This is a genomic window from Paraburkholderia sp. BR10923 (genome assembly GCF_040948765.1).
Classification (GTDB): Bacteria; Pseudomonadota; Gammaproteobacteria; order Burkholderiales; family Burkholderiaceae; genus Paraburkholderia; species Paraburkholderia youngii.
In genome coordinates this window covers 62,997-82,835 of record NZ_JBFPKO010000013.1, presented here as the reverse complement: position 1 = coordinate 82,835, position 19,839 = coordinate 62,997, and the positions used below count along the sequence as shown (strand labels likewise).

Sequence of the window (19,839 nt, the reverse complement as noted above, 5' to 3'; positions counted from 1 at the left end):
TATGGCTTTTGCTGCATTGTCCGGGTCCCGGACGTTTTTTCAGAACCGGTACTTGAACCGGATCTGGCCGCCATTCTCGACCTCGTGCGCGGCAACGACGCCGTCATACTCCAGACGCACATCGAGACGTTTGGTCGTATAGACCTCTACCCCAGCGGAAAACTTGCCTGCAACGTGCGCATTGGTGAGCGTATTGGTGAAGCTGCCGAAACCCGGGGCAGCGGCGAACGAGGCGTTGGTCGTGTAGCTATTGCCTGCAATGAAGCTCACCCCGGCGCCGACATAAGCGTCGACTGTCGCTGACCCGATCTGCGCGCGCGTCCCGATCCGCAGGTTCGGCGTGCCGGTCGCAATGACGCTGTTCGCACTATTCACCTTCAGGTTGAGCGCGCCCGCACCGCTCTCCGTGTAACCCGGTAGATTGATGTAGTTCAGGTCGCCATCGAGCGCCGGCTCCAGGTAGAAACGGCCGAACGGAATCTGATAGGCCGCGCGCATGTGCATTCCGAGATTGAACGAATTGGGAGACGCGGTCGCCACCGCATTGGCGCTCGGGATCACGCGCGAGCTGTTCAACCAGCCGTAGCTGGCGTCCACCGCACCGCTGAAAGTCCACGGCCCGACCTCGTGCTTGAGCGCGACGACGCCAAGAAGCGCATTGCCATTGGCGCTCGTCAGGTTATCGTTGCCGGTGAAACGGTCGGTCTCGTAGCCGATGGCGCCACCGAGGAACCAGCCGGGCTGCAACTGGACCTGCCCGCCGACTTTCATCGTCGTACCTTGCCAGCCGAAACCTGGGAACGAAGCGTCGGCGCTGCGGTTTTCCCACATGCCCGTGGCACGGAACCACATGCAGGAGCCCTGCTTTCTCACGGTGGTGTCGTCGTCGCCGAACTCTGGACAACTGAAGACGGAGCGCGAGAATGCCTGGCTGGACTGGTAGCGCGCAGCGGCAACGCCGAGCAACTCCTGGCCGGAAACTGCGGTCAGCGTCTGGGCATAGCCCGCCGTGCTACCGGCGCTACCGAAGGCTCCGAAGATGGGTGCAAAGGTAGGGTCGGCACTGTTCCACAACCGGTCCAGGTTGGCTGCGACACTCTGCTGCGTGGCCGAAGCCCCCTTGCTCGCACCGACGAAGTCCGCATCGGTCTTGATCGCGACGGTGTTGCCCTGCACCAGCGGCGTGAAGCGGTAGACCGGCGTCGATGAACCCGCGAGCGCCGCGTCCGGCCGAATGCCGCCGGCCGCCGACAGCACGGTGCTCGTGCTCTTCAGATAGCTCACCGGATCGGCCTGCACCTTGCCGGCAAGCGCGGCGGTACCCGTGATGTTGAGCAGATCGGACCGCTTGTTGGCCGGATCGATCTGTACGTTCAGCGTGCCAGTCGAACTCTGCACGAGATTGCCGGTGAGAATCGTATTGCCGATCGACTTCGCGCCGCCGACTTTCAGCGTACCGGCGTTGTTCACCGTGCCGCCTCCGACGTTCAGCGTGGCCGGTGTGTCGATAACGCCACCGGGCAGATTGTTGACAACGCTGTTGCCGGGGCCACCAAGGACGTGAATGTCACCGGTGATAGTGCCGGAGTTGTTGACCGTGGTGGTGGCGGACGCCTCGCCATACAACGTGGGGTCCACCAGGATTGCGTATTTGCCTAAGGTCTGGATGGTGCCCTGGTTGGTGATGATGTTGTTATTGCCGCCAATCAGACGGACGGCGGCAGCGTCGCGAAACTCCGGGTCCAACCCGCCCATTGAGGAGGTCCGAAAATTGGGATCGGTCGTGCCGCCTACGACTTTCGACCCGGGCGCCAGGTGGATCGAGATTTGCCCGCCTTTCTGGCCGTCGCTTTGCGCCAGGATGCCGGCGGACCCGACGCCTGTGGCCATGACCGTGTCGTTATCCCTGACGTTGACGGCGACCATGCCGCCCACGCCGGCGCCACCCGCGCTGCCACGTGCCACATCATGCAGCGGGCCGAGCGTGCTTGAGTTGTTGTTGGAGGCCACCAGACCACCGCCACCGCCGATCGATTGCGCGAAAATCGCGGGCGCGTACCGGCCGGTCGTCACGATCTTCCCGCCGTTTGCCACGATGACGTTGACGGTGCCGCCATTGCCGCTGTTGGCGAATACCGTGCCGCTCGTATTGTCATCGTAGTAGTTCGGGGCGGACGGGTCGCCGGCAAAGCCCCCGCCACCGCCGATCGATTGTGCGACTATCCCATACGCACCGTCGCCGGTGGTAGAGACAGTGTTGTTGGTGTCCACGACAAGAACGTTGCCACCATTGCCGCTCGCGCCCCCGGCGCCAACGAGCGTGCTCGTGTTGATCTGTCCGCCCACCACGAACCCGCCCCCGCCGCCGATCGACTGCGCGACGATACCGTGCGCGTCAAGCCCGCTCGTCGTCACGTTGCCTTGCGTGTTGACAGTGACGCCGCCGCCATTTCCCGAACTGCCGTTCTGACCGCCGAAGCTCAGTGTCACCCCGTAGATGTCGGCGATCCGTCCCTGCGGATTCTGGACGGCTTTGGAAGGATCGAATGTCTCATCGCTGCTCGCGGTCGTCACGACACCGCCGCCGCCTCCGATACTTTGCGCGAGGATGCCGACGCTGTGCTTGCCAAGTGTCGTGACCGTGCCGCCGTTGCTGACGCTCACGTCGCCGCCATTCCCGGCGCCTCCGCCATTGCCGCCCACGGCGATCGACAGGCTTTTCAGCGAACCGCTGACCGCCCCCGACATCGCGCCGTTGCCGCCCCCGCCGCCTACGCTCTGCGCGTACACGCCGAACGCTTCCACCCCCTGCGTCTCGACTGCGCCATTTGCCTTCTGCACGACACTCACCGCCCCGCCCGAGCCCGCCGCGCCGCCGCTGCCGCCCACGGCGACCGCGGCCTGCACCTTCGAATCATTGTTCGACTTGCCGACCGAACTCGCCGCGCCGCCGCTGCCGCCGCCGCCGCCAACGCTCTGCGCGAAGATGCCGTGAGATTGCGCGCCATAGGTGCCGATCGCGCCGGCGTTGCTGGCGTTCACCGCGCCGCCCAAGCCACCCGCGCCGCCACTGCCGCCGACCGTCACGCCGACGCTGATCTGGTTCACGGTGGCCAGTACTTTCGATACCCCGTCCGGCTGCGTGAGGAGCTTTTCCAGATCACCATAAGTCGCTTTGATTTTTTCGCCGAGCACTCCGACCTGCAGGATGTTGTTGCCCAGGTTCTGCACATTCTGGTTGAGGCCGAGGCCCTGACCCAGAATGCCAAACAGCGTCTGGGCGTTGGAGATCGTGTCGAGGCCGCCGCTGCCGCCCGCGGCCGCCGCGCCCTTGCCGCCTTTGCCCCCGCCGCCGCCGACGCTTTGCGCGAAGATGCCGGTCGAGGCCGCGCCGTGGGTGACGATGTTGCCGTTGTTGATCGTCGTCACCGTGTTGCCGTCGCCGCCGACGCCACCCTTGCCGCCAACACCCACGGCGATGGCATCCTTGCCGCCGCTGGCCGCAGCGGTACCTCCGCCGCCTGCGCCGCCGCCGCCGCCCACGCTCTGGGCGAACACGGCATCGGCGCCGTCGCCACGCGTCGCGATCGAACCGTCGTTGGTCAGGCCGACCGTGCCGCCCGTCCCTCCCGTTCCACCCGTTCCGCCCACCGCGATTGACGCGCTGAAGCTGGCTTTGGCGTTAGCCGCCGTTGCCGAGGCATCGCCCGTTCCGCCATTGCCGCCGCCACCGCCAATCGACTGTGCGAACACGCCGTGGGCGTCCTGGCCCAGGGTTGCGATGAGCCCTGAGTTTTCAAGGTTGACGGCGCCGCCCGTGCCGCCGCTGCCGCCGCTGCCCCCGAGAGCCACGGAGACCGACAGGGACGCGCCCTTGGCAGGCGACGCGGAGTAGGACGCGGCGGTTGCGTCGCCGCCCGTACCACCGCCGCCACCGACGGACTGCGCGAAAACGCCGGTCGCGCTGTCGCCCGCAGTGGTGATCAGGCCGGAATTATCAAGCGTGACATTGCCGCCGGTGTTGCCGGTCCCGCCGGCGCCGCCGATAGCGGCGCTGACACTGATCGAAGGAATATTTGGGCTGGCCGATGCGGCAACGGCACGCGCCGTGGCGCTGCCGCCGGAGCCGCCGCCGCCGCCGATGCTTTGCAGCACGACACCTTCGGCGTCCGAACCATACGTAACGACCTGCCCCGTGTTCGTCAGCGACACCGCGCCGGCCGCGCCGCCTCCGCCGCCTTGTCCGCCGATGGCAACGGAGCTCGACAGCGGGGCGCCGACGGTGAACGCTGTAGCGTTGCCGCCATTGCCGCCACCGCCGCCGATCGACTGAGCCTTGATACCGGCTGCGTGGTCGCCGTAGGTCGTGACGAGTGCGGCGTTGTCAACGGTGACCTGGCCGCCCGCGCCGCCACCGTGGGCATCACCGCCGATCACCATGGTGATCAGCCCCCCGCCGCTCGACGTCGCGCTGCCGGCATTGCCGCCGGAGCCGCCAATGCTTTGCGCAAGGATGCCGGCTCCACCGCTCTGGTCGAGGCTGCCAAACACGCTGTTCTGGCCCAGCGCGAGTTTCACCGCGCCGCCATTGCCGCCCTGGCCGCCGTTGCCGCCAATCTCGAAGCCCGCGCCAGCGGTGACGCCGCTGGCGTCCCCGCCGCTTCCGCCGCCACCGCCGATGCTTTGCGCGATCAGCGGGATGCTGCCTACGCCTGATTGACTGCCGACCGTGACAAAGGCGTGGTCCGAGTTCACCGTGACCGCGCCGCCATCGCCGCCCGCGGCACCTGCACCGCCCGTGCCGGCCAGCGCGAAGCTGACACTACCTCCATTGCCCCCGCCGCCTCCGACACTTTGCACCAACGCGCCATGTGTATATGGGCCGTTCGTTTTAATTGTCGCCGTGTTCGTCGCGTCTCCAAGGGTCAGCGAAGCGCTGCCGCCAGCGCCTGCCTTACCACCATCACCGCCTTCACCCACGACAGTGCTCTGGGCGCCGTCACCGATACCGCCGGCGCCTCCATTGGCCTGCACCAGCACCCCCTGACCCCCGATCAACCCGGCAGCAGACTGCCCAGCCGGAACATTCGCGGTGTAATCGATGGAACCAAGGACAGTGGCGCTGGCGTTGCCGGCAATTCCGCCGTTGCCGCCCACACCACCCTCATTGCGGAATGAGCCGTCGATGGCAGTGCCGCCGCCCCCGCCCGCTCCGCCATTCGCCCTGGCGGTTACGCCGCTGCCCGGCTGATACCGACTGTTCGCCGGTTGCATCTGGTCGGAGAACACGATCTGGCCACCACTGCCGAGTTCCGCGCTCGCTGTGCCGCCGTTACCTCCGTTGCCGCCGGTCCCGCCAAAACTGCCACTTCCACCGTACGCGCCACCAGCGCTGCCGCCCGTACCGCCATCGGCGTCGGCCTGCATCGGAAAGATCTGGCCTGCCGGGGTGCTGGCAGTCAGACTGCCGTTCTGAAAGGCAAGCGTCGCGGTACCGCCGTTGCCGCCGTTGCCGCCCTTGCCTCCATGGCCTTCTACAACCAAATCGCCCGGAGTGGGCGAGTTGCCACCTGCCCCGCCGGTCCCGCCCAGGGCGGACGCTCGCAGGCCGACACCATAGAACTGAATGCTGCCGGAGGCGTTAAGCGCTGCCTGACCACCCCGCCCCCCTGCTCCGCCGTTGCCGCCGTAGAGCGGCTCAGTACCTTGGGCATTGGACACGGCACCCACTCCGCCGGTGCCGCCATTGGCTTCCACGTCGAGCGCAACTTCCGGAAGGACACCTTTCGGGTCGGGACCAACCGTGCCGCTAAACTGCACGGAGACCGCGCCGCCATTGCCTGCCGCCCCGCCGTTTCCCGTGTGGGCGGAGCCATTGGCGTCATAACCGCCCTGTCCGCCGGCACCACCATCACCACCGTCGACGGACCATCCCGCTCCCATCGTGGGGCTGATGAAGGTCGGCGCGAAGCCCCCCTTCACCGTAATTCCGCTGTTGACACTGTTAAAGGAACCGCCCGACTGACCAGCGAAGCCATCCTGGCCCACTCCGTTCCAGGAGCCGTCGTCGGCGCCTTTGCATCCCGCCTGCCCCGCGGCGTTCAGGTAGTACTGGGGAAGCGGCGCTGCGCCAAACGACTGATTGGAAAAGTTGGTCTGTGCCGGCGCCACAGGCAGCGCCGGGTCGGCGCTGCTGTTGCACTGGGCTCGCACAGCGACCGGAACAAACAGCGCGGCAAGCGACGCTACGGCAGAGGCCAACGCAACCACGGTCCGACGCTTGCGGCCGCAGCAATCCTCAAAACAAAGCGCCGACGTCAATGTCCGCGCAGACTCACAATGCGATGAATGCTTGAATATGTACACGATCTTCCTCATTCGGTTCTGTCGCAATAACAGGCGCAACTGGTTTCAGTCTTTTGAAAAAGACATCGAATCTGTCTGCGAGTCGCACAGAGACTGGTTTTACTGGCGACCCGGCTCGATCGGACAAAATCCGATTTCTGGACACGACGAATGACCGCAAGCCGGCACTGGCAAGTGATGCCTACGAAATTGAGCGCTGCCCAGGAAGATGATTAATTTCTAACTTTCGCCGGAATATTTCGGCGGAGGTTTTCCAACTTGATTAAGGCCGTCAAAATGGGCTGATCCGTTCATCCTCAAGCGCCTTTTTTGAAGCCCACTCGGATTCATCGTCGGCGGCTGCGAATGCAACACCACCTGGTCCCACGCGGATCTGATCAGACATGGGGCAATTAGCGGAAGCCGCTCCGCCATAAGCCTTGCATGGTCACATAATCATGAAACTTAAAAGCGACTTAATATGGTTAAATGTTTTCATAATAAATCTCACGATCCAGCGTGCCGAGGCACCCAATGCGCGTTTGAAAAGACATCAATCCGTTGCGCTTAGGTTGCATAGTGCGCGTGATAACTTAGATAACCATTAGTAGGAGGGAACATCAGGTGCTGCTAGCCGGGCTTTGTTCAATGGAACAAAAATGCGAATATCGAGGAGCTGACGAGCGCTTGCTGAGCGACGCAGAACTATGCTTTTCTTCGGGGGTCTCCGATCATCACAAGTGCTCCGAAGAAGAATATTTGGAGATTCGCTTTATTTCCGTCAACAAGAGCCCGGAAAATTGACATCGCCGTCGTACGGGAACGTAGCCGAAACGCGCGGTCACACCTCGGGCGATTCGCCGAGCGTCACAGTCCAGCCGAGGCCACGCACGTTGCGAATCACAGACTGTCCGAACTTCTTGCGTACACCGTGGATCAGCACGTCGACCGCGTTGCTCTCGACTTCCTTACCCCAACCATAAAGCTTCCCCTCGAGCTGATCTCGCGAAAGGATAGTGCCGGGGCGCTCAAGGAACGCGAACATCAATGCGAATTCGCGCGCCGACAGAACGGATGACACCCCGTTGCAGCATAGAGTTCGTTTGTCGAGATCGAGGTTCAACGTGTCATTGCCTAGACGCGACGACGCAAAGCCTGCCCTGCGACGCAACACGGCACGAATCCGCGCGAGCAGTTCGGGCAGGTGGAAGGGCTTGAGAACGTAGTCGTCAGCGCCGAAATCGAGCCCTTGGACCCGGGCGTCAAGGTCGTCACGTGCGGTCAAGATCAGTATGGGTACCTTGCTACCCTTCTCACGCGCCGCCTTCAGCAATTCGATGCCGCCCATGCCGGGCAAACCAAGATCGAGCAAGACCAGCGTATATTCAACGGCAGCGATGGCCGCGCCGCCGGCATTGCCGTCGCGGACCCAGTCGACGCTGTACTCCGCATCCTGAAGCGCGCGCAGCAAACTTTGACCGATCTGCAGGTCGTCTTCGACTATGAGCACTCGCATAGTGCAATGTCCACGGCAATGGAGCGTTGTCGTTGGGCGCAAGGCAAGGAACATTCTTCCGCGGGCGCGTTTCGCGCCTGAGCGATTTGCGATTCATGCGTAATGCGCCGGTTTTTTCTCAACAGTTCGGAAGCTTCGCATCAGGCGAATTAGCTCTCCGCGGGAAAAACTTTCTGAACCACTCGGGAATGCCGGAACTGATGAAGCTGTATCGCCCCGGATTTCCACAGGTGACTGAACACTCACTATCCTCGGAATCGACGGGCAGTAAATACACATTAAGCATGTTGTCCCCCTCGCGTAGGCGACGATCTTGCACTAGGGTTTCCCTCGCAATAACTCCCGGAATCCAGCCTGCACTGGCGCTTTTCAGCCCGCCAATCCGCAATCTTCGTCTCAGGAAATATTTTAGGCCCCAAGAATGAGATGGGAATGAGAATCGACGGAAGGGTCCTTCCTCGGTCCTATTAAATGGGGTCGGTCGCGATGCACGGCTGCGGATGAAGTCAGGCGACCTGTGCATGCGCCCGCTGCGCCGCCAGTGTCCTTCCCTCGCCGCGATGATTGGCGTCTACCGACGTTCGATTACGCTACGCCCCGACACGTGACATCAGAGCAACGTCAGAAACACATTCCAATCTTCTTATGTCTTCAAGTATTCGATCCATTTCCATTGGATCGACAGATGTACTGTAAAGGGTTGCGATAATCCTTAGAACATCTCCAAAGCGCTCGCCGCAAGTCGCTACTGCAATCGCACTGATCGCAGGCATAACCAAAAGAGCTGCAAGCAACTCGCTGCTCAGAGAAGGCTACCTGACAGGAACGTAGTCACAATGCCAGTATGTACGGTGCCTATTTGATGAGAATTAGCGTTACGCCGCTTCCCCGACCGAAACCCGTCACCGGGTGCCATTCAGGGCCCACTCTCCTACATAGTGCCGCGCGCCGGCAGAACGATTGTAGCGATCAGACCACTGTGTCCATCGCTGCGGTTTGCAAGCGAAATAGAGCCCCGGTACTTCGCCACGACCGATTTGACGATCGAAAGCCCGAGACCACTACCTTCCGAATCCTCCGCACGCAGACGGAAGAAGCGATCAAACACCCGGTCCAGGGACGCTTCCGGAATGCCCGGTCCGTTGTCGGTCACGCGCACCACCAAGTCGTCGGCGCTTCGGAACAGATCGATGTCGACGGTTCCGCCGGCAGGCGTATAGCGCAGTGCGTTCTCGAGCAGATTGCGCACGGCCATACGCAATTCTCCTTCACGCGCTTCAACTTGCGCGCTCTCGAACTTCCCTACACCGAGATCGATCGAGCGTGCATCTGCAACCGGCAGAAAATCCGCGACGAGCTTCTGAACCAACTGGGACAGATCCACTGTCTCGATTGCTGTCAAATCGAGCTGTGCATCAGCTCGCGCTAGCGAGAGAAGCTGTCGGATCATCGTCGACGCTCGAGCGATGGCCTCGCGCAATTCGCGCAGACGCTCGGAGCGTGCCGCCTCGTCGGGAGCGTTGACGAGGTTGTCGACGCGGAGCTGCATCGCAGCGATAGGCGTGCGCAACTCGTGCGCGGCATCGGCGACGAATCGTTTCTCAGCGTCGATACCAACCTGAAGGCGGGCAATCATCCGATTGATCGACGCCGCGAACGGCCGTACCTCGTCCGGCACGCCCGATATATCGAGAGGCTCGAGATGCCGAATGCCGACTAACTCCGACTGCGCCGCTGCACGCGACAGCGACGCGAACGCCGCGTTGACGACAAAGGGAATAGCGAGCCAGACGAGTGGAATCAGGATGAGCGTGGGTATCAGGCTTTCGAGCGCGGCATGCCTTGCTGTTTCTTCGCGGAACGCCACCGGCTGTCCGACCTGGTATGTGTACCGGCCGTCGGCCTTTCTTAACGTGTAAATGCGATAGGCATGCCCGCCGATACTCTCGATCGAATATCCGTCCGGCGCATTGCGATCGAATAGCAGCTCCGGATCGGTATTATCCGTTGGCGCCGCGTCGCCGCTCCTCCAGATTTGCCCGACAAAGCCGTCGACGGAGTGCTGCGGCGGACCGTGTGAGCCTATCGCGCCGACGTTGCCGGCGGACAGCCAGATAGCGGCGCCCTGTAAGTGCACGTCGAGCAGTTCGCCGATGTGCTTGCGCGACAGCCAATACGACGTATACGCATCGATGAGGCCGACTGCCGTGACCAGTACGATCAACGTTACAGTAATCTGGTTTTTCAACGAGCTCATGCGATCGAGTTCAGCGTATATCAGCGGTTACCCGTGCGGCCACACAATCTTCCAGACATTGTCCGTATCGACGACGGAGTAGTCGCCGCCCTCAAATCGGCCCGCGACCACTCCATCGACGAAACGCCGGAAAATGATGCTCGTGTCGATGATCACGCTCGCCGCGACGTTTCCGTACCGACGCGATGCATCGGCCATCCAGCCGATCACGCGGACGTGCGGATGGCGGGCGGCCGCGACGATCACCGCGTCATTTGCATCTGCAACGAGTACGTCGGCGCCGGCGTCGATCTGCTGCACGGTCAACTGCTGCGTGCGTCGGCGGTCATCCCAGTTGCCGACCCAATCTACCAGAACCGTTGCGTCGGGCGCCTTGGCAAGTACGGCCTGCCTGAAGCTTTGCGCCTCCGTACCGTCGACAGACTCTACGCCGCCGACGAAACCGACGGTCTTCGTCTTCGACACGCTCGCGGCAACAGCACCAGCAAGCGCGCCACCGAGGCTCTTGCAATCGAGACAATAGTTGACGACGTTGGGGCCACTCGCCTTACCAGACAAGGTCGCGAAATAGGCTTGCGGGTATTGTGCTGCTGCCGTTGCGGTGACTGCGCTCAGCTCAGCGCCTACCAGAATGAAACCGCGTACACCTGCCGTGTAGTGGCGGCCGATAACCGTGAGAATTCGCGCGGCACCCAGACTGTCGGCATCGCGCACGACGGTCATCCGGTAGCCGTTGTGGCGGACCTGGAGGTAGCCGCGATATGCGGCTTCGCTGAATCCGAGATCGCTTCCGGCGTAGGGAATGAACAGCAACACGGGCCATCTGCTAACCGTGCCTGCAACGGATGCATGCGTCGCGCCTCGGAGTGCGGTCGGGGCGAACGCAGACAGTGCGAGCAGCGAACAGGCAACGCGACGTCGCTCGTTGACGGGGGCCGGTTTCATTCGGGCAGGATTTCTATGCGCTTCCCCGGATAGTCGAATGTTCTGAAGAACTGACCTGAATACGTCCAAAGTCTATGCAGGCGCGGAAGATAACGTCAAGAGCGATTTGTCGCACCGACAGCTGGTTGTGGGCTTTTGCCGGCTTGGTCAGGTTAAGCGAATGGGACACTGCTTTCCACTCAGATAAGGTCACCAACCATCGACAATTAAGTAGTCGAGATTTTTAGACCGGGGCTGCGGCTATTCCACACCAAGCTGAAGATACAGCGCTCCGGAGGTGCTGCGGAACGAATCCTCCCCCTTGAGAATTAGGCTGGAATTAGATGCGTGAGACGGCGCCCCACAGGCAACCATCCGGCTCGCAAAGCGCCGAATTACGGGCTGGGTCCAGTCTTTTTCGAAGCATCGCTTCGCCGAATTGCGGCCTAAGCTTTGGCTCAATTTTCTGCACTAAAACAAGGTAAGAACAGCGATGTCCACACGACGTGACCGGGCGTCTCGCGCGATCGGCTTTGCCCTTGCCGCCGCGACGTTCGTCGTGTCTGGCACGGCGGTGGCCAGACATCCCACCCGACTCTCCTCGCTTCCCGCTGACGATCAGATTTTCATCAAGTTGCGTGACGCCGCCCGCGACAACGATCCCGAGCGTGCCGCGCAGTTGGCGAGCCTAATCCGAAATTATCCAGCGCCGGCTTATCTCAGCTATTTTCAGATCAAGCCGCGTCTGTTCAACGGCGCGGGGCATGCGAATCTCGATGCGCCGGACGTACCGGTGCTATCGTTTCTGCAACGCTACGACGGACAGGCGATTGCCGACCGTCTGCGCAACGACTACCTGCGCGTGCTGGGCGCGCGCCACGACTGGAAGGATTTCGATTCCCAATATTCCCTGTTCGTCCTCAACGACGACACGCAGGTGAATTGCTATGCGCTCGAGTCGCGCGCCGCGCGGGGTGAAAACGTCGCCGACGCGGCGCGCGCGCTGCTCGTCGAGCCGAAGTGGTACGGCGACGGCTGCGTCGATCTGATCACCGCGCTCAAGGGTAATTCCCAGTTCACTTCGGAGGATGTCTGGCAGCAGATTCGCGAGGCCTATGAACAGGGCGCGACGAGGACCGGCGGCAGACTGGTCGATGCGCTGGGCACGGCGCGCCCGGATCCACTGTTGCTCGATCAGGCGAGGAACCAGCCGCGCGCGCTGCTGGCGAAAGGCATCCAGATGGACTCGGCGTCACATCAACTCGCGCTGCTCGCCATCACGCAGGTGGCGGCCAGCGACCCGGCAGCGGCCGCAGCCATCTTCACCGCGATCGCACCGGCGCTCACCTTGGCGGAACGCGCTATCGGCTGGGGCACGATTGCCTATCAGGCAGCGACCCGGCAGCTGCCAGGCGCGGTGGACTGGTACCGGCTGTCGGCGAACGCGCCCCTGTCGAGCCAGGCCTATGAGTGGCGCACGCGTAGCGCGCTGCTGGCAGGAGACTGGATGATGGTGCGCTGGTCGATCGAGCAGATGCCGGCCGCGCTGCGCGCACAACCACCGTGGGTCTACTGGTACGCACGCGCGTTGAAACAGGCCGGCGAGGTGACAGCGGCGAACCAGGAATTCGGGAAGATCGCGGAAACTTACACCTTTTATGGCCAACTGGCCTCCGAGGCGCTCGGCCAGCAGATTGTGATTCCGCCACAGATCAAAGTGACCGACGAAGAAGTTAAGAAGGCCAGTCAGACACCGGGCTTCGAACTGGCAAAACGTTTTTATGCGCTGAACCTGCGCACGGAAGGCAACCGGGAGTGGAACTGGCAGTTGCGCGGCATGACCGACCGGCAACTGCTCGCAGTCGCCGAGTACGCACGCCGCATCGAGCTCTACGACCGGACTGTGAGCACCGCCGACAGGACGCAGACCGAGCATGATTTTTCGCTGCGCTATCTGGCGCCGTTCCGCGCGATTGTCGAGCGAGATGCGCAGTCCAACGGGTCCCATATCGAATGGGCGTATGGCCTCATTCGCCAGGAGTCGCGCTTCATCATCAGTGCGCGCTCGGAGGTTGGCGCAGGTGGCCTGATGCAGGTGATGCCGGATACCGCAGAGATGGTCGCGAGGAAGATCGGGCTCGGTCCGATCTCGCGGGCGAGGATGAATGAGATCGACACGAACATCCTGCTCGGCACGTATTATCTGTCGATGATATACAACCAGCTTGACCGTTCGGCCGTGCTCGCGACCGCAGGCTACAATGCCGGCCCTGGACGCTCGCGCAAGTGGCAGGCCAACCTGCCGCGTCCGGTGGAAGGCGCGATTTTCGCGGAGACTATTCCGTTCAACGAAACCCGCGACTACGTCAAGAATGTGTTGTCGAACACGGTCTACTACGCGGCGTTGTTTGATGGCCACCCGCAATCGCTGATGGAGCTGCTTGGTCATGTCGAGCCCCGATGACATAGCAACGCTTCCGGCACTGTCAATTTGGGCGACCTCGTCGATGATGATCCATAACGCACTGCGGCTCAGAAGACATTCGACGGAGTTTGGGTGACATTGGTAAATTCGCGCCACGCGACGAACCGGGCCGCGAGGTGTTTACGATAGAGAGAAGCACGCCGCACCGAACTTCTCGCACCAGCGGCGAATCGTCTCGTAGCCGACCGTCACTCCGCGCTCGAACAGCAACTCTTCGATATCGCGCAGGCTGAGCATTGACTTGGCACCCGGCCTCGAGCTGCCGCCGCCAGCGACGGCGAGTCAGATTTGAATGCCACCCGCCACTTCTATGCGCTGCGCGTTTACCCAACCAAAGTCATCCGACAAAAGACCGGCAATCACGGGGCCCACATCCGACGGCAGTCCGGCTCGGCCAAGAGCGGTATGGTCGGCGACGGCCTTGTTGACCTGCGGATTGTCTCGCACGATGCCACCACTAAAGTCCGTCGCGATTGCGCCTGGCGCGACGACGTTGACCGCGATCCGGCGCGGCGCGAGCTCAAGGGCCATATAGCGCGTCAGCGCTTCAACGGCTGCCTTCATCGGCCCGTAGATCGCCCGCCCCGGAAACGCGAAACGTGCCAGCCCCGAGGAAATGTTCACAATACGTCCGCCGTCGTTGATGAGCGGCAACAGCTTTTGCGTCAACAGGAACGGCCCCTTGAAATGCACCGCGAACTGAGCGTCAAGCTCCGCTTCGGTGCCCACTGCGAACGTCGCCGCTGACGACGTCCCTGCATTGTTCACCAGGTAATCGAAGTGTTGCGCGCCCAACTTCCCGAGTGCCTCTCGCAGACGTGTGACGAAATCATCAAATGCGCTTGCATCACCCACGTTCAACTGGAGGGCAAGCGCCTGTCCGCCCGTTCCGGCAACCATCGCACAGACCTTTTCCGCCTCGACGCGATTCGAGTGGTAGGTGAAGACCGAGCGGACTCCACGAGTCGCGAGGCGCAGAACTGTGTCGCGGCCTATCCCGCGACTGCCTCCGGTGACGACCGCGATTCTCGAAGTCGGGTGACGACCATTGTTCGTTGCCATTTGGCACCTGGCGGTAAGTTTGAAAACCTCAATTCTCCCGGCAGAGCCACCAGCAGTTAATACCCGAACCTACCCAAATCTTGCCTGATCCTGCTGCGCTCACTAAGCTTGATCCACGCGCATTCTCCATACAAGGCAGCTATGTCGAACGAATTGGCCGTTGCACTGCTTCGTTATATCGAAACGCAAACAGGAACAAGCCCATACCGCACGGCCGTGGACGGGCTTCTGATTCTGCGCTCCGACCACCCGAAACCGCCGACATTTCTCGTGGCGCGCCCAGCACTGTGCATCGTTGCACAGGGTGCCAAATGGGCCAGCTTCGGTGGGGCGAAACTGGAGTACCGGGCCGGACAGGCGCTGGTGGTCGGCGTTGAGACGCCGTCGCAGGGCCGCGTGTTCGAAGCGAGTCCCGACAATCCTTGCCTGGTTCTTGTTCTGGAACTCGACCTGATAATGATGCGCGCCGTTGCAAGGGAGATGTCGCCGCCACCTGTGGCGGCAGGAGACGCAAGCTGCGGCGTGTTCATCGCGGACTTCGACGGCCCGCTGGCCGATTGCGCGTTGCGGGTTGTTCGCTTGCTGGATACCCCGGACGCGGTCGGAATTCTTTACCCGCTGGTCATGCGGGAGATTTGTTATTGGTTGCTAAGAGGTCCAAAAGGCCCCGAAATCATAAAGCTGGCGTCGAGCGGGAATGCCTCGCACGGTGTCCTGCGCGCGATGGAAAATATCAGAACTCGATTTTCGCAGCCAGTGCGAGTGGAAGATCTGGCTAAAATCGCCCAACTAAGTCAGTCGACGTTCCACCGTCAATTCAAGGCGCTGACCGGACTTTCCCCTCTTCAATATCAGAAGCAATTGCGCCTACTGGAGGCCCGCAGGCTGCTGCTGTCACAGTCGATGAGCGTTCAAGCCGCCTCATTTGCGGTGGGATATGAGAGCCCTTCGCAATTCAGTCGGGAGTACGCGCGGATGTTTGGCGCACCACCCAAAAGAGACAAAGAGGACTCAACCAATGCGAAGACGATGCGCGAGGCTGCTTGAGTTACTCCGGGGTTCCGGGGCTCCCGCTTCGTGAGCCCGCGCGTCGCAACGTAAGCGCGTCGGCATCTGCCTGCGCCAGTCAGAGAGTGACAATTTCAATGGGGACGGCTCCAGTACGGTTCCTGCATGGAAGTCCGCTGTATTGCACAGAGCGGGCGCTCGCATCACCGCGTGGCAACGATGGTGAACGGCTGCAGGTGGCCACTCATTGCCTCATGCAAGCCGATGCCTACGGCGTCTCAAACTCGGCCGTTACGTGATCTGCTGGAACACTCTGCAGCGCGTGCAGCAGTCCTCGGCAACAGCGCACTCGGCTCGGAGAAAGACACGATCGACCAGGTGCGCATCGGCGCACTCGACATGACGCGTGCCAACGGTGCTTCATTCACCGAGATCGTGCCGGAAATCATGATCCCGTCGTTGCCGTTCCTGTTCCGTGACATCGACCATTTCCGCAAGGTCATGTACGGCCCGGAAGGCCAGAAGATCCTCAACGCGTTCACGGGGAAAGGCATGATCGCTCTGACGTTCTACGAGAGCGGCGCGCGCTCGATGTACGCGAAGAAGGCGATCAAGTCTCCGGCGGACATGAAGGGCCTGAAGGTCCGCGTCCAGCCGTCCGAGCTGGTGGTCGACGAAATCAAGGCAATGGGTGGCATCCCGACGCCGATGCCGACCGCGGAGGTGTACACGGGCCTGAAGACCGGCATCGTGGACAGCGCAGAAAACAACTTCCCGACTTATGAAGAAGGCAAGCACTTCGAAGTCGCCACGGTCTATTCTGAAACCCAGCATACGATGACCCCCGAAGTGCTGGTGTTCTCGAAGAAGGTGTGGGACAGGCTGACGCCGCAGGAGCAGCAGATCATCAAGAAGGCTGCGGCCGACTCCGTGCCGGTGTATCAGCAGTTGTGGACCGCACGTGAAGCCGAAGCGCAGAAGACCGTCACCGCAGGTGGCGCAACGATCATCCCGGCAGCACAGATCGACCGTGCCGCGTTCGTGAAGGCGACCCAGCCGGTGTGGGCGAAGTACGAAAAGACCCCGCAGATGAAGCAGATCGTCGACGAGATCCAGGCGATCAAGTAAGTCTCGCTCCCTGGCGGCAATGGTCCCGCGAGATTCTTCGCGGGACCTATAGTGCAACAGTAGAGACGGGTGCCGATCGTAACGACGTCACCCAACTCGTTCCACCATACGTTGACCTTGCCGACGAAGCCTCGATGAATGCTATAGGTCGCGGTCGAGAGGATCGTCTCGTCATGTCCGCTGGCTAGTACAACGGTTCAGTGTGACTCAGCCGGAAATCCAGCAAGTCGAGTCGCGCCTGTACTGCGTGTTCGGCAACGGCGCAAGGAGATATCGGAGCCCTTATCCGCCCAGGACCGCCAGATCATGACCCCTCCTGTCGCGAGACCATAGATTCCAATGACGCACCGATCATGACAACGACGAAAATGATCCAGTCCGACGTGATGAATACTGGCTTGCCCTGCTCGCGGTCAGCCCAGACGTAGAGCGCGGTCGCAAGCACATACGGGACGGCTGAAAGCAAGATGAATTTCAGACCGCCGGCAAAGAGCAAGAACACCGAATGGATCACGGCAACGCCTGCGATGACGAGATCGCGCCCACGCTCGGAGACTATGAATCCATAAGCCGCCACGAACTGATCCGCAGTTTCAAGGTCGTGCGTAGGCTCGTGGCTTCGCGAGCGCGAGCTACGACAGCCCCTCCTCGTCCCTGCCCGCATGTGAATTGCCATCTAATTTGCACTATATATCTGCTGTGCTGCCGTAATAGCCTATGTTTATTGCACTGAATGCAATAGTCTCTTGCAAAGTAGGTGTTTACCCTTGTTTACTATTTCCTTACACTTCTCTTGACGGTTGAAAACAAGCAGAAGCTTGTAACGTCCAACCAACAACCAAGGAGGTAGTAACCATGAAGCCCCTCGTTAAACTCGCCGCCTTTGTCGCTGCCATCGCCTTCGCTGCTCCGATTACGGTTTTCGCCGCAGCGAACGCGGCAGCAAACCATCCACTAACCCGCGCTGAAGTCCGTGAGCAACTGGTCGAAATAGAAGCAGCGGGCTACAACCCAGCCCGTGCGAACCCGCGCGAATATCCAGCGGACATCCAGGCTGCTGAAGCCAAGGTTGCTGCGCAACACGGGGACACGTCCGGAGTGGGTGGCGTCATAAGCGGTTCGTCCGCAGCGGGCGGCCATGCCTACACGAGCGAAGCAGCCCGCACCGGCCCGGGTTCCGTCTACTTCGGTCACTAACCGGCTGACTGCCGGACGGCTCTTCGTCCGACCGTCTTTCCATGGAAGTGCGCAGAGAGCCTGCGCACTGACCATCTCCGCTGAACGGCTGGGGAAACATCATCGCCGTCACACGCCACTGTTTCATATCGATCAATTCTCCTCTCGAGGCAGCCATGAAATCAAAATTGCTCGCCCAACTCATGATTGCAGCCCTACTCGGTGCGTCGATCCCCGCTTTCGCCCAGCCTCACGACAATCAGCATCACAGTGACTGGTCGGCGCACGGTCCCAAACAACACGACATGCGTCCGCCGCCCGTTCACGGTCATGGCCCCATGCCGCAGGAGGCCTATCGCGGGCGGCCGGGCGGCCCGATGCCGCACGCCGACTGGCGTCAGGGCGATCGACTTCCGTCCGAATACCGCAATCACAACTACGTCGTCGACGACTGGCGCGGCCACGGCCTCCGACCGCCGCCGCACGGCTATCACTGGGTCGGGGTGAACGGGGATTACGTGCTCGCCGCTATCGCGACTGGCATCATTGCGGACGTCCTGTTCTCCAGCCACTAACACCGGCGGCAACAATGTCGACGAGGCTTCGCCTAAGATGAGAAAGCAGGATGTGCAGTCGTTTTGAGTTTGCCGCTGGTCCTCGGCCCGTTCGCGATGAAACTACTTCCACCACGACTGAACACCCGTATGCAACTACGCAAGAAACTGCGTCGCGCTAGCGGGTTTCAAATCGCCATTGCTCATCGCCTCCGCCAGCTCAATGTGGAGGATTGGCGCTCGGTAACTGCTGGGCAGAGCTTTTATTTTTCGCCGGAATACCTGCAAATGATTGAAGCGGCAGGTCCAGCCAATCTAGAGCCGCGCTACGCCTTGATCTCGGATGACGACGGACCGCGCGCCACTGTCTGCATGCAAATCGTCCAGGTGAGCCTCGACCACCTAGGCGAACAACGCAACCACAAACTCAAGGTTCCATTCAAAGAGCGCGTGCTTATCTGTGGCAACCTGCTCAGCTATGGGCAGCACGGGGTTTGTTTCGCGCCCGGCAGCACCCCTGCGGAACTGTGGCCCGCCGTGGCGGAAGCACTGTATCGTACCCGTCGAAGCGAAAAGCTGGATGGCCAGACCAACGTGATTTTGGTCAAGGACATTCTGGAGGCCGACAAGATGCCCAGTGCCTGCCTCGGGGAACTCAGCTATTCCGCCGTCGAAACCGAGCCAAACATGGTGCTGACGCTACCTGAAGGTGTCCATACCCACGATGACTATCTTGCGAGTCTCGCTTCCAAGTATCGCAATGCCGTCAAGTCCCAGATCTACAAGCCATTCGAGGCGGCTGGATTCCGGATCGAGCGTCTTGACCAGGTGACGCCGTTTTCTGCACGTTTGCAAGATCTCTATCTGCAGACCCACACTAATGCCAAATTGCGCCCGTTTATGTTGGAACAGGAATACTGGTCGGCGTTAGCGCTAGCTGCCGCTGCATCCATCGCGTTCCACGTCGCAGTCACGGGAAGCCAAATTTACGGCTTCGTTGTGACGCTCAAGGATGCTGAGACGGCGGTCGTCTGGCACATCGGCTTCGATCGCGAAACAGCCGCCAATGGTGTGCCGCTATATCTGCGCCTGCTGCATGCGTCACTGACGCAGGCAATTGATTTCCGTTGCCGACGTGTCTCTTTCGGCAGGACAGCGCTCGCACCTAAAGCGCGCATTGGCTGCCGGCCGGAGCCGATGCAGATTTGGGTACGCCACCGCCAGCCTCTGCTAAACCAGGCCATCGGCCCTTTGCTGCGATTGATCCAGCACGAAGATGCGCCGGAATGTTCTCCTTTCAAAAAAACAACGAACCACTCTGAAGGGTTTTAATAGTCGTCAGTTCACTTTGCATTGGATGCCCGCCCATCTCGTCAATCCGAAA

At 61.3% G+C, this 19,839-nt stretch carries 11 protein-coding genes and 2 pseudogenes; 6 read left to right on the top strand and 7 right to left on the bottom strand.

Translation table 11 applies throughout. The annotated features are described in order from the left end of the window. Positions 1 to 39: 39 nt before the first annotated feature. The 4 genes from AB3X94_RS23475 to AB3X94_RS23460 form a co-directional block, all read right to left on the bottom strand. Entirely contained in the window at positions 40 to 6,378 is a 6,339-nt protein-coding gene (locus AB3X94_RS23475) for an autotransporter outer membrane beta-barrel domain-containing protein (protein WP_368612865.1), read from the bottom strand. A gap of 808 nt (positions 6,379 to 7,186) precedes the next feature. Continuing rightward, positions 7,187 to 7,861: a response regulator transcription factor gene (locus tag AB3X94_RS23470; protein ID WP_176111929.1), complete on the bottom strand. Its 675-nt coding sequence runs from the start codon at positions 7,859 to 7,861 to the stop codon at positions 7,187 to 7,189. Between the two features lie 931 nt (positions 7,862 to 8,792). After that, on the bottom strand, positions 8,793 to 9,728 hold the full coding sequence (locus AB3X94_RS23465) for an ATP-binding protein (protein ID WP_368612864.1): 936 nt from the start codon (positions 9,726 to 9,728) through the stop codon (positions 8,793 to 8,795). A gap of 417 nt (positions 9,729 to 10,145) precedes the next feature. Next, a complete protein-coding gene (locus AB3X94_RS23460) occupies positions 10,146 to 10,934 on the bottom strand; it encodes a BMP family ABC transporter substrate-binding protein (protein WP_368612863.1) in 789 nt (262 codons plus the stop codon). A gap of 601 nt (positions 10,935 to 11,535) precedes the next feature. On the opposite strand from AB3X94_RS23460, the gene AB3X94_RS23455 reads away from it, so the two are divergent. Next, positions 11,536 to 13,506, top strand: coding sequence for a transglycosylase SLT domain-containing protein (locus tag AB3X94_RS23455; RefSeq protein ID WP_368612862.1), 1,971 nt, complete (start codon positions 11,536 to 11,538; stop codon positions 13,504 to 13,506). A 165-nt stretch (positions 13,507 to 13,671) separates the two neighbouring features. Here the strand turns inward: AB3X94_RS23455 and AB3X94_RS23450 are convergent. Further along, positions 13,672 to 13,761, bottom strand: a pseudogene (locus AB3X94_RS23450) (IS6 family transposase); the annotation flags it as partial. Positions 13,762 to 13,809: 48 nt separating this feature from the next. Further along, a complete protein-coding gene (locus AB3X94_RS23445) occupies positions 13,810 to 14,589 on the bottom strand; it encodes an SDR family NAD(P)-dependent oxidoreductase (RefSeq protein ID WP_368612861.1) in 780 nt (259 codons plus the stop codon). Between the two features lie 141 nt (positions 14,590 to 14,730). Here AB3X94_RS23445 and AB3X94_RS23440 point away from each other — a divergent pair, with 141 nt between their 5' ends. Together AB3X94_RS23440 and AB3X94_RS23435 are read left to right on the top strand one after the other, a co-directional pair. Next, a complete protein-coding gene (locus AB3X94_RS23440; protein ID WP_368612860.1) occupies positions 14,731 to 15,636 on the top strand; it encodes an AraC family transcriptional regulator N-terminal domain-containing protein in 906 nt (301 codons plus the stop codon). Between the two features lie 297 nt (positions 15,637 to 15,933). Continuing rightward, positions 15,934 to 16,725, top strand: a pseudogene (locus AB3X94_RS23435) (TRAP transporter substrate-binding protein); the annotation flags it as partial. 304 nt (positions 16,726 to 17,029) lie between these two features. On the opposite strand, the gene AB3X94_RS23430 reads toward AB3X94_RS23435, so the two are convergent. After that, a complete protein-coding gene (locus AB3X94_RS23430) occupies positions 17,030 to 17,302 on the bottom strand; it encodes a hypothetical protein (RefSeq protein ID WP_368612859.1) in 273 nt (90 codons plus the stop codon). A 278-nt stretch (positions 17,303 to 17,580) separates the two neighbouring features. On the opposite strand from AB3X94_RS23430, the gene AB3X94_RS23425 reads away from it, so the two are divergent. The 3 genes from AB3X94_RS23425 (at position 17,581) to AB3X94_RS23415 (ending at position 19,787) form a co-directional block, all read left to right on the top strand. Beyond that, entirely contained in the window at positions 17,581 to 17,922 is a 342-nt protein-coding gene (locus AB3X94_RS23425) for a DUF4148 domain-containing protein (RefSeq protein ID WP_368591899.1), read from the top strand. Positions 17,923 to 18,077: 155 nt separating this feature from the next. Beyond that, complete coding sequence (locus AB3X94_RS23420; protein ID WP_176110790.1) at positions 18,078 to 18,476, top strand: RcnB family protein; 399 nt, start codon at positions 18,078 to 18,080, stop codon at positions 18,474 to 18,476. A gap of 63 nt (positions 18,477 to 18,539) precedes the next feature. Further along, on the top strand, positions 18,540 to 19,787 hold the full coding sequence (locus AB3X94_RS23415; RefSeq protein WP_368612858.1) for a GNAT family N-acetyltransferase: 1,248 nt from the start codon (positions 18,540 to 18,542) through the stop codon (positions 19,785 to 19,787). The last annotated feature ends 52 nt before the right edge of the window (positions 19,788 to 19,839 follow it).

Excerpts from the sequence above, each read along its gene's own strand:
- AB3X94_RS23420 (WP_176110790.1), top strand. The coding sequence starts at position 18,078 with ATGAAATCAAAATTGCTCGCCCAACTCATGATTGCAGCCCTACTCGGT.
- AB3X94_RS23475 (WP_368612865.1), bottom strand. The coding sequence starts at position 6,378 with ATGAGGAAGATCGTGTACATATTCAAGCATTCATCGCATTGTGAGTCT.
- AB3X94_RS23425 (WP_368591899.1), top strand. The coding sequence starts at position 17,581 with ATGAAGCCCCTCGTTAAACTCGCCGCCTTTGTCGCTGCCATCGCCTTC.
- AB3X94_RS23445 (WP_368612861.1), bottom strand. The coding sequence starts at position 14,589 with ATGGCAACGAACAATGGTCGTCACCCGACTTCGAGAATCGCGGTCGTC.
- AB3X94_RS23440 (WP_368612860.1), top strand. The coding sequence starts at position 14,731 with ATGTCGAACGAATTGGCCGTTGCACTGCTTCGTTATATCGAAACGCAA.
- AB3X94_RS23470 (WP_176111929.1), bottom strand. The coding sequence starts at position 7,861 with ATGCGAGTGCTCATAGTCGAAGACGACCTGCAGATCGGTCAAAGTTTG.
- AB3X94_RS23455 (WP_368612862.1), top strand. The coding sequence starts at position 11,536 with ATGTCCACACGACGTGACCGGGCGTCTCGCGCGATCGGCTTTGCCCTT.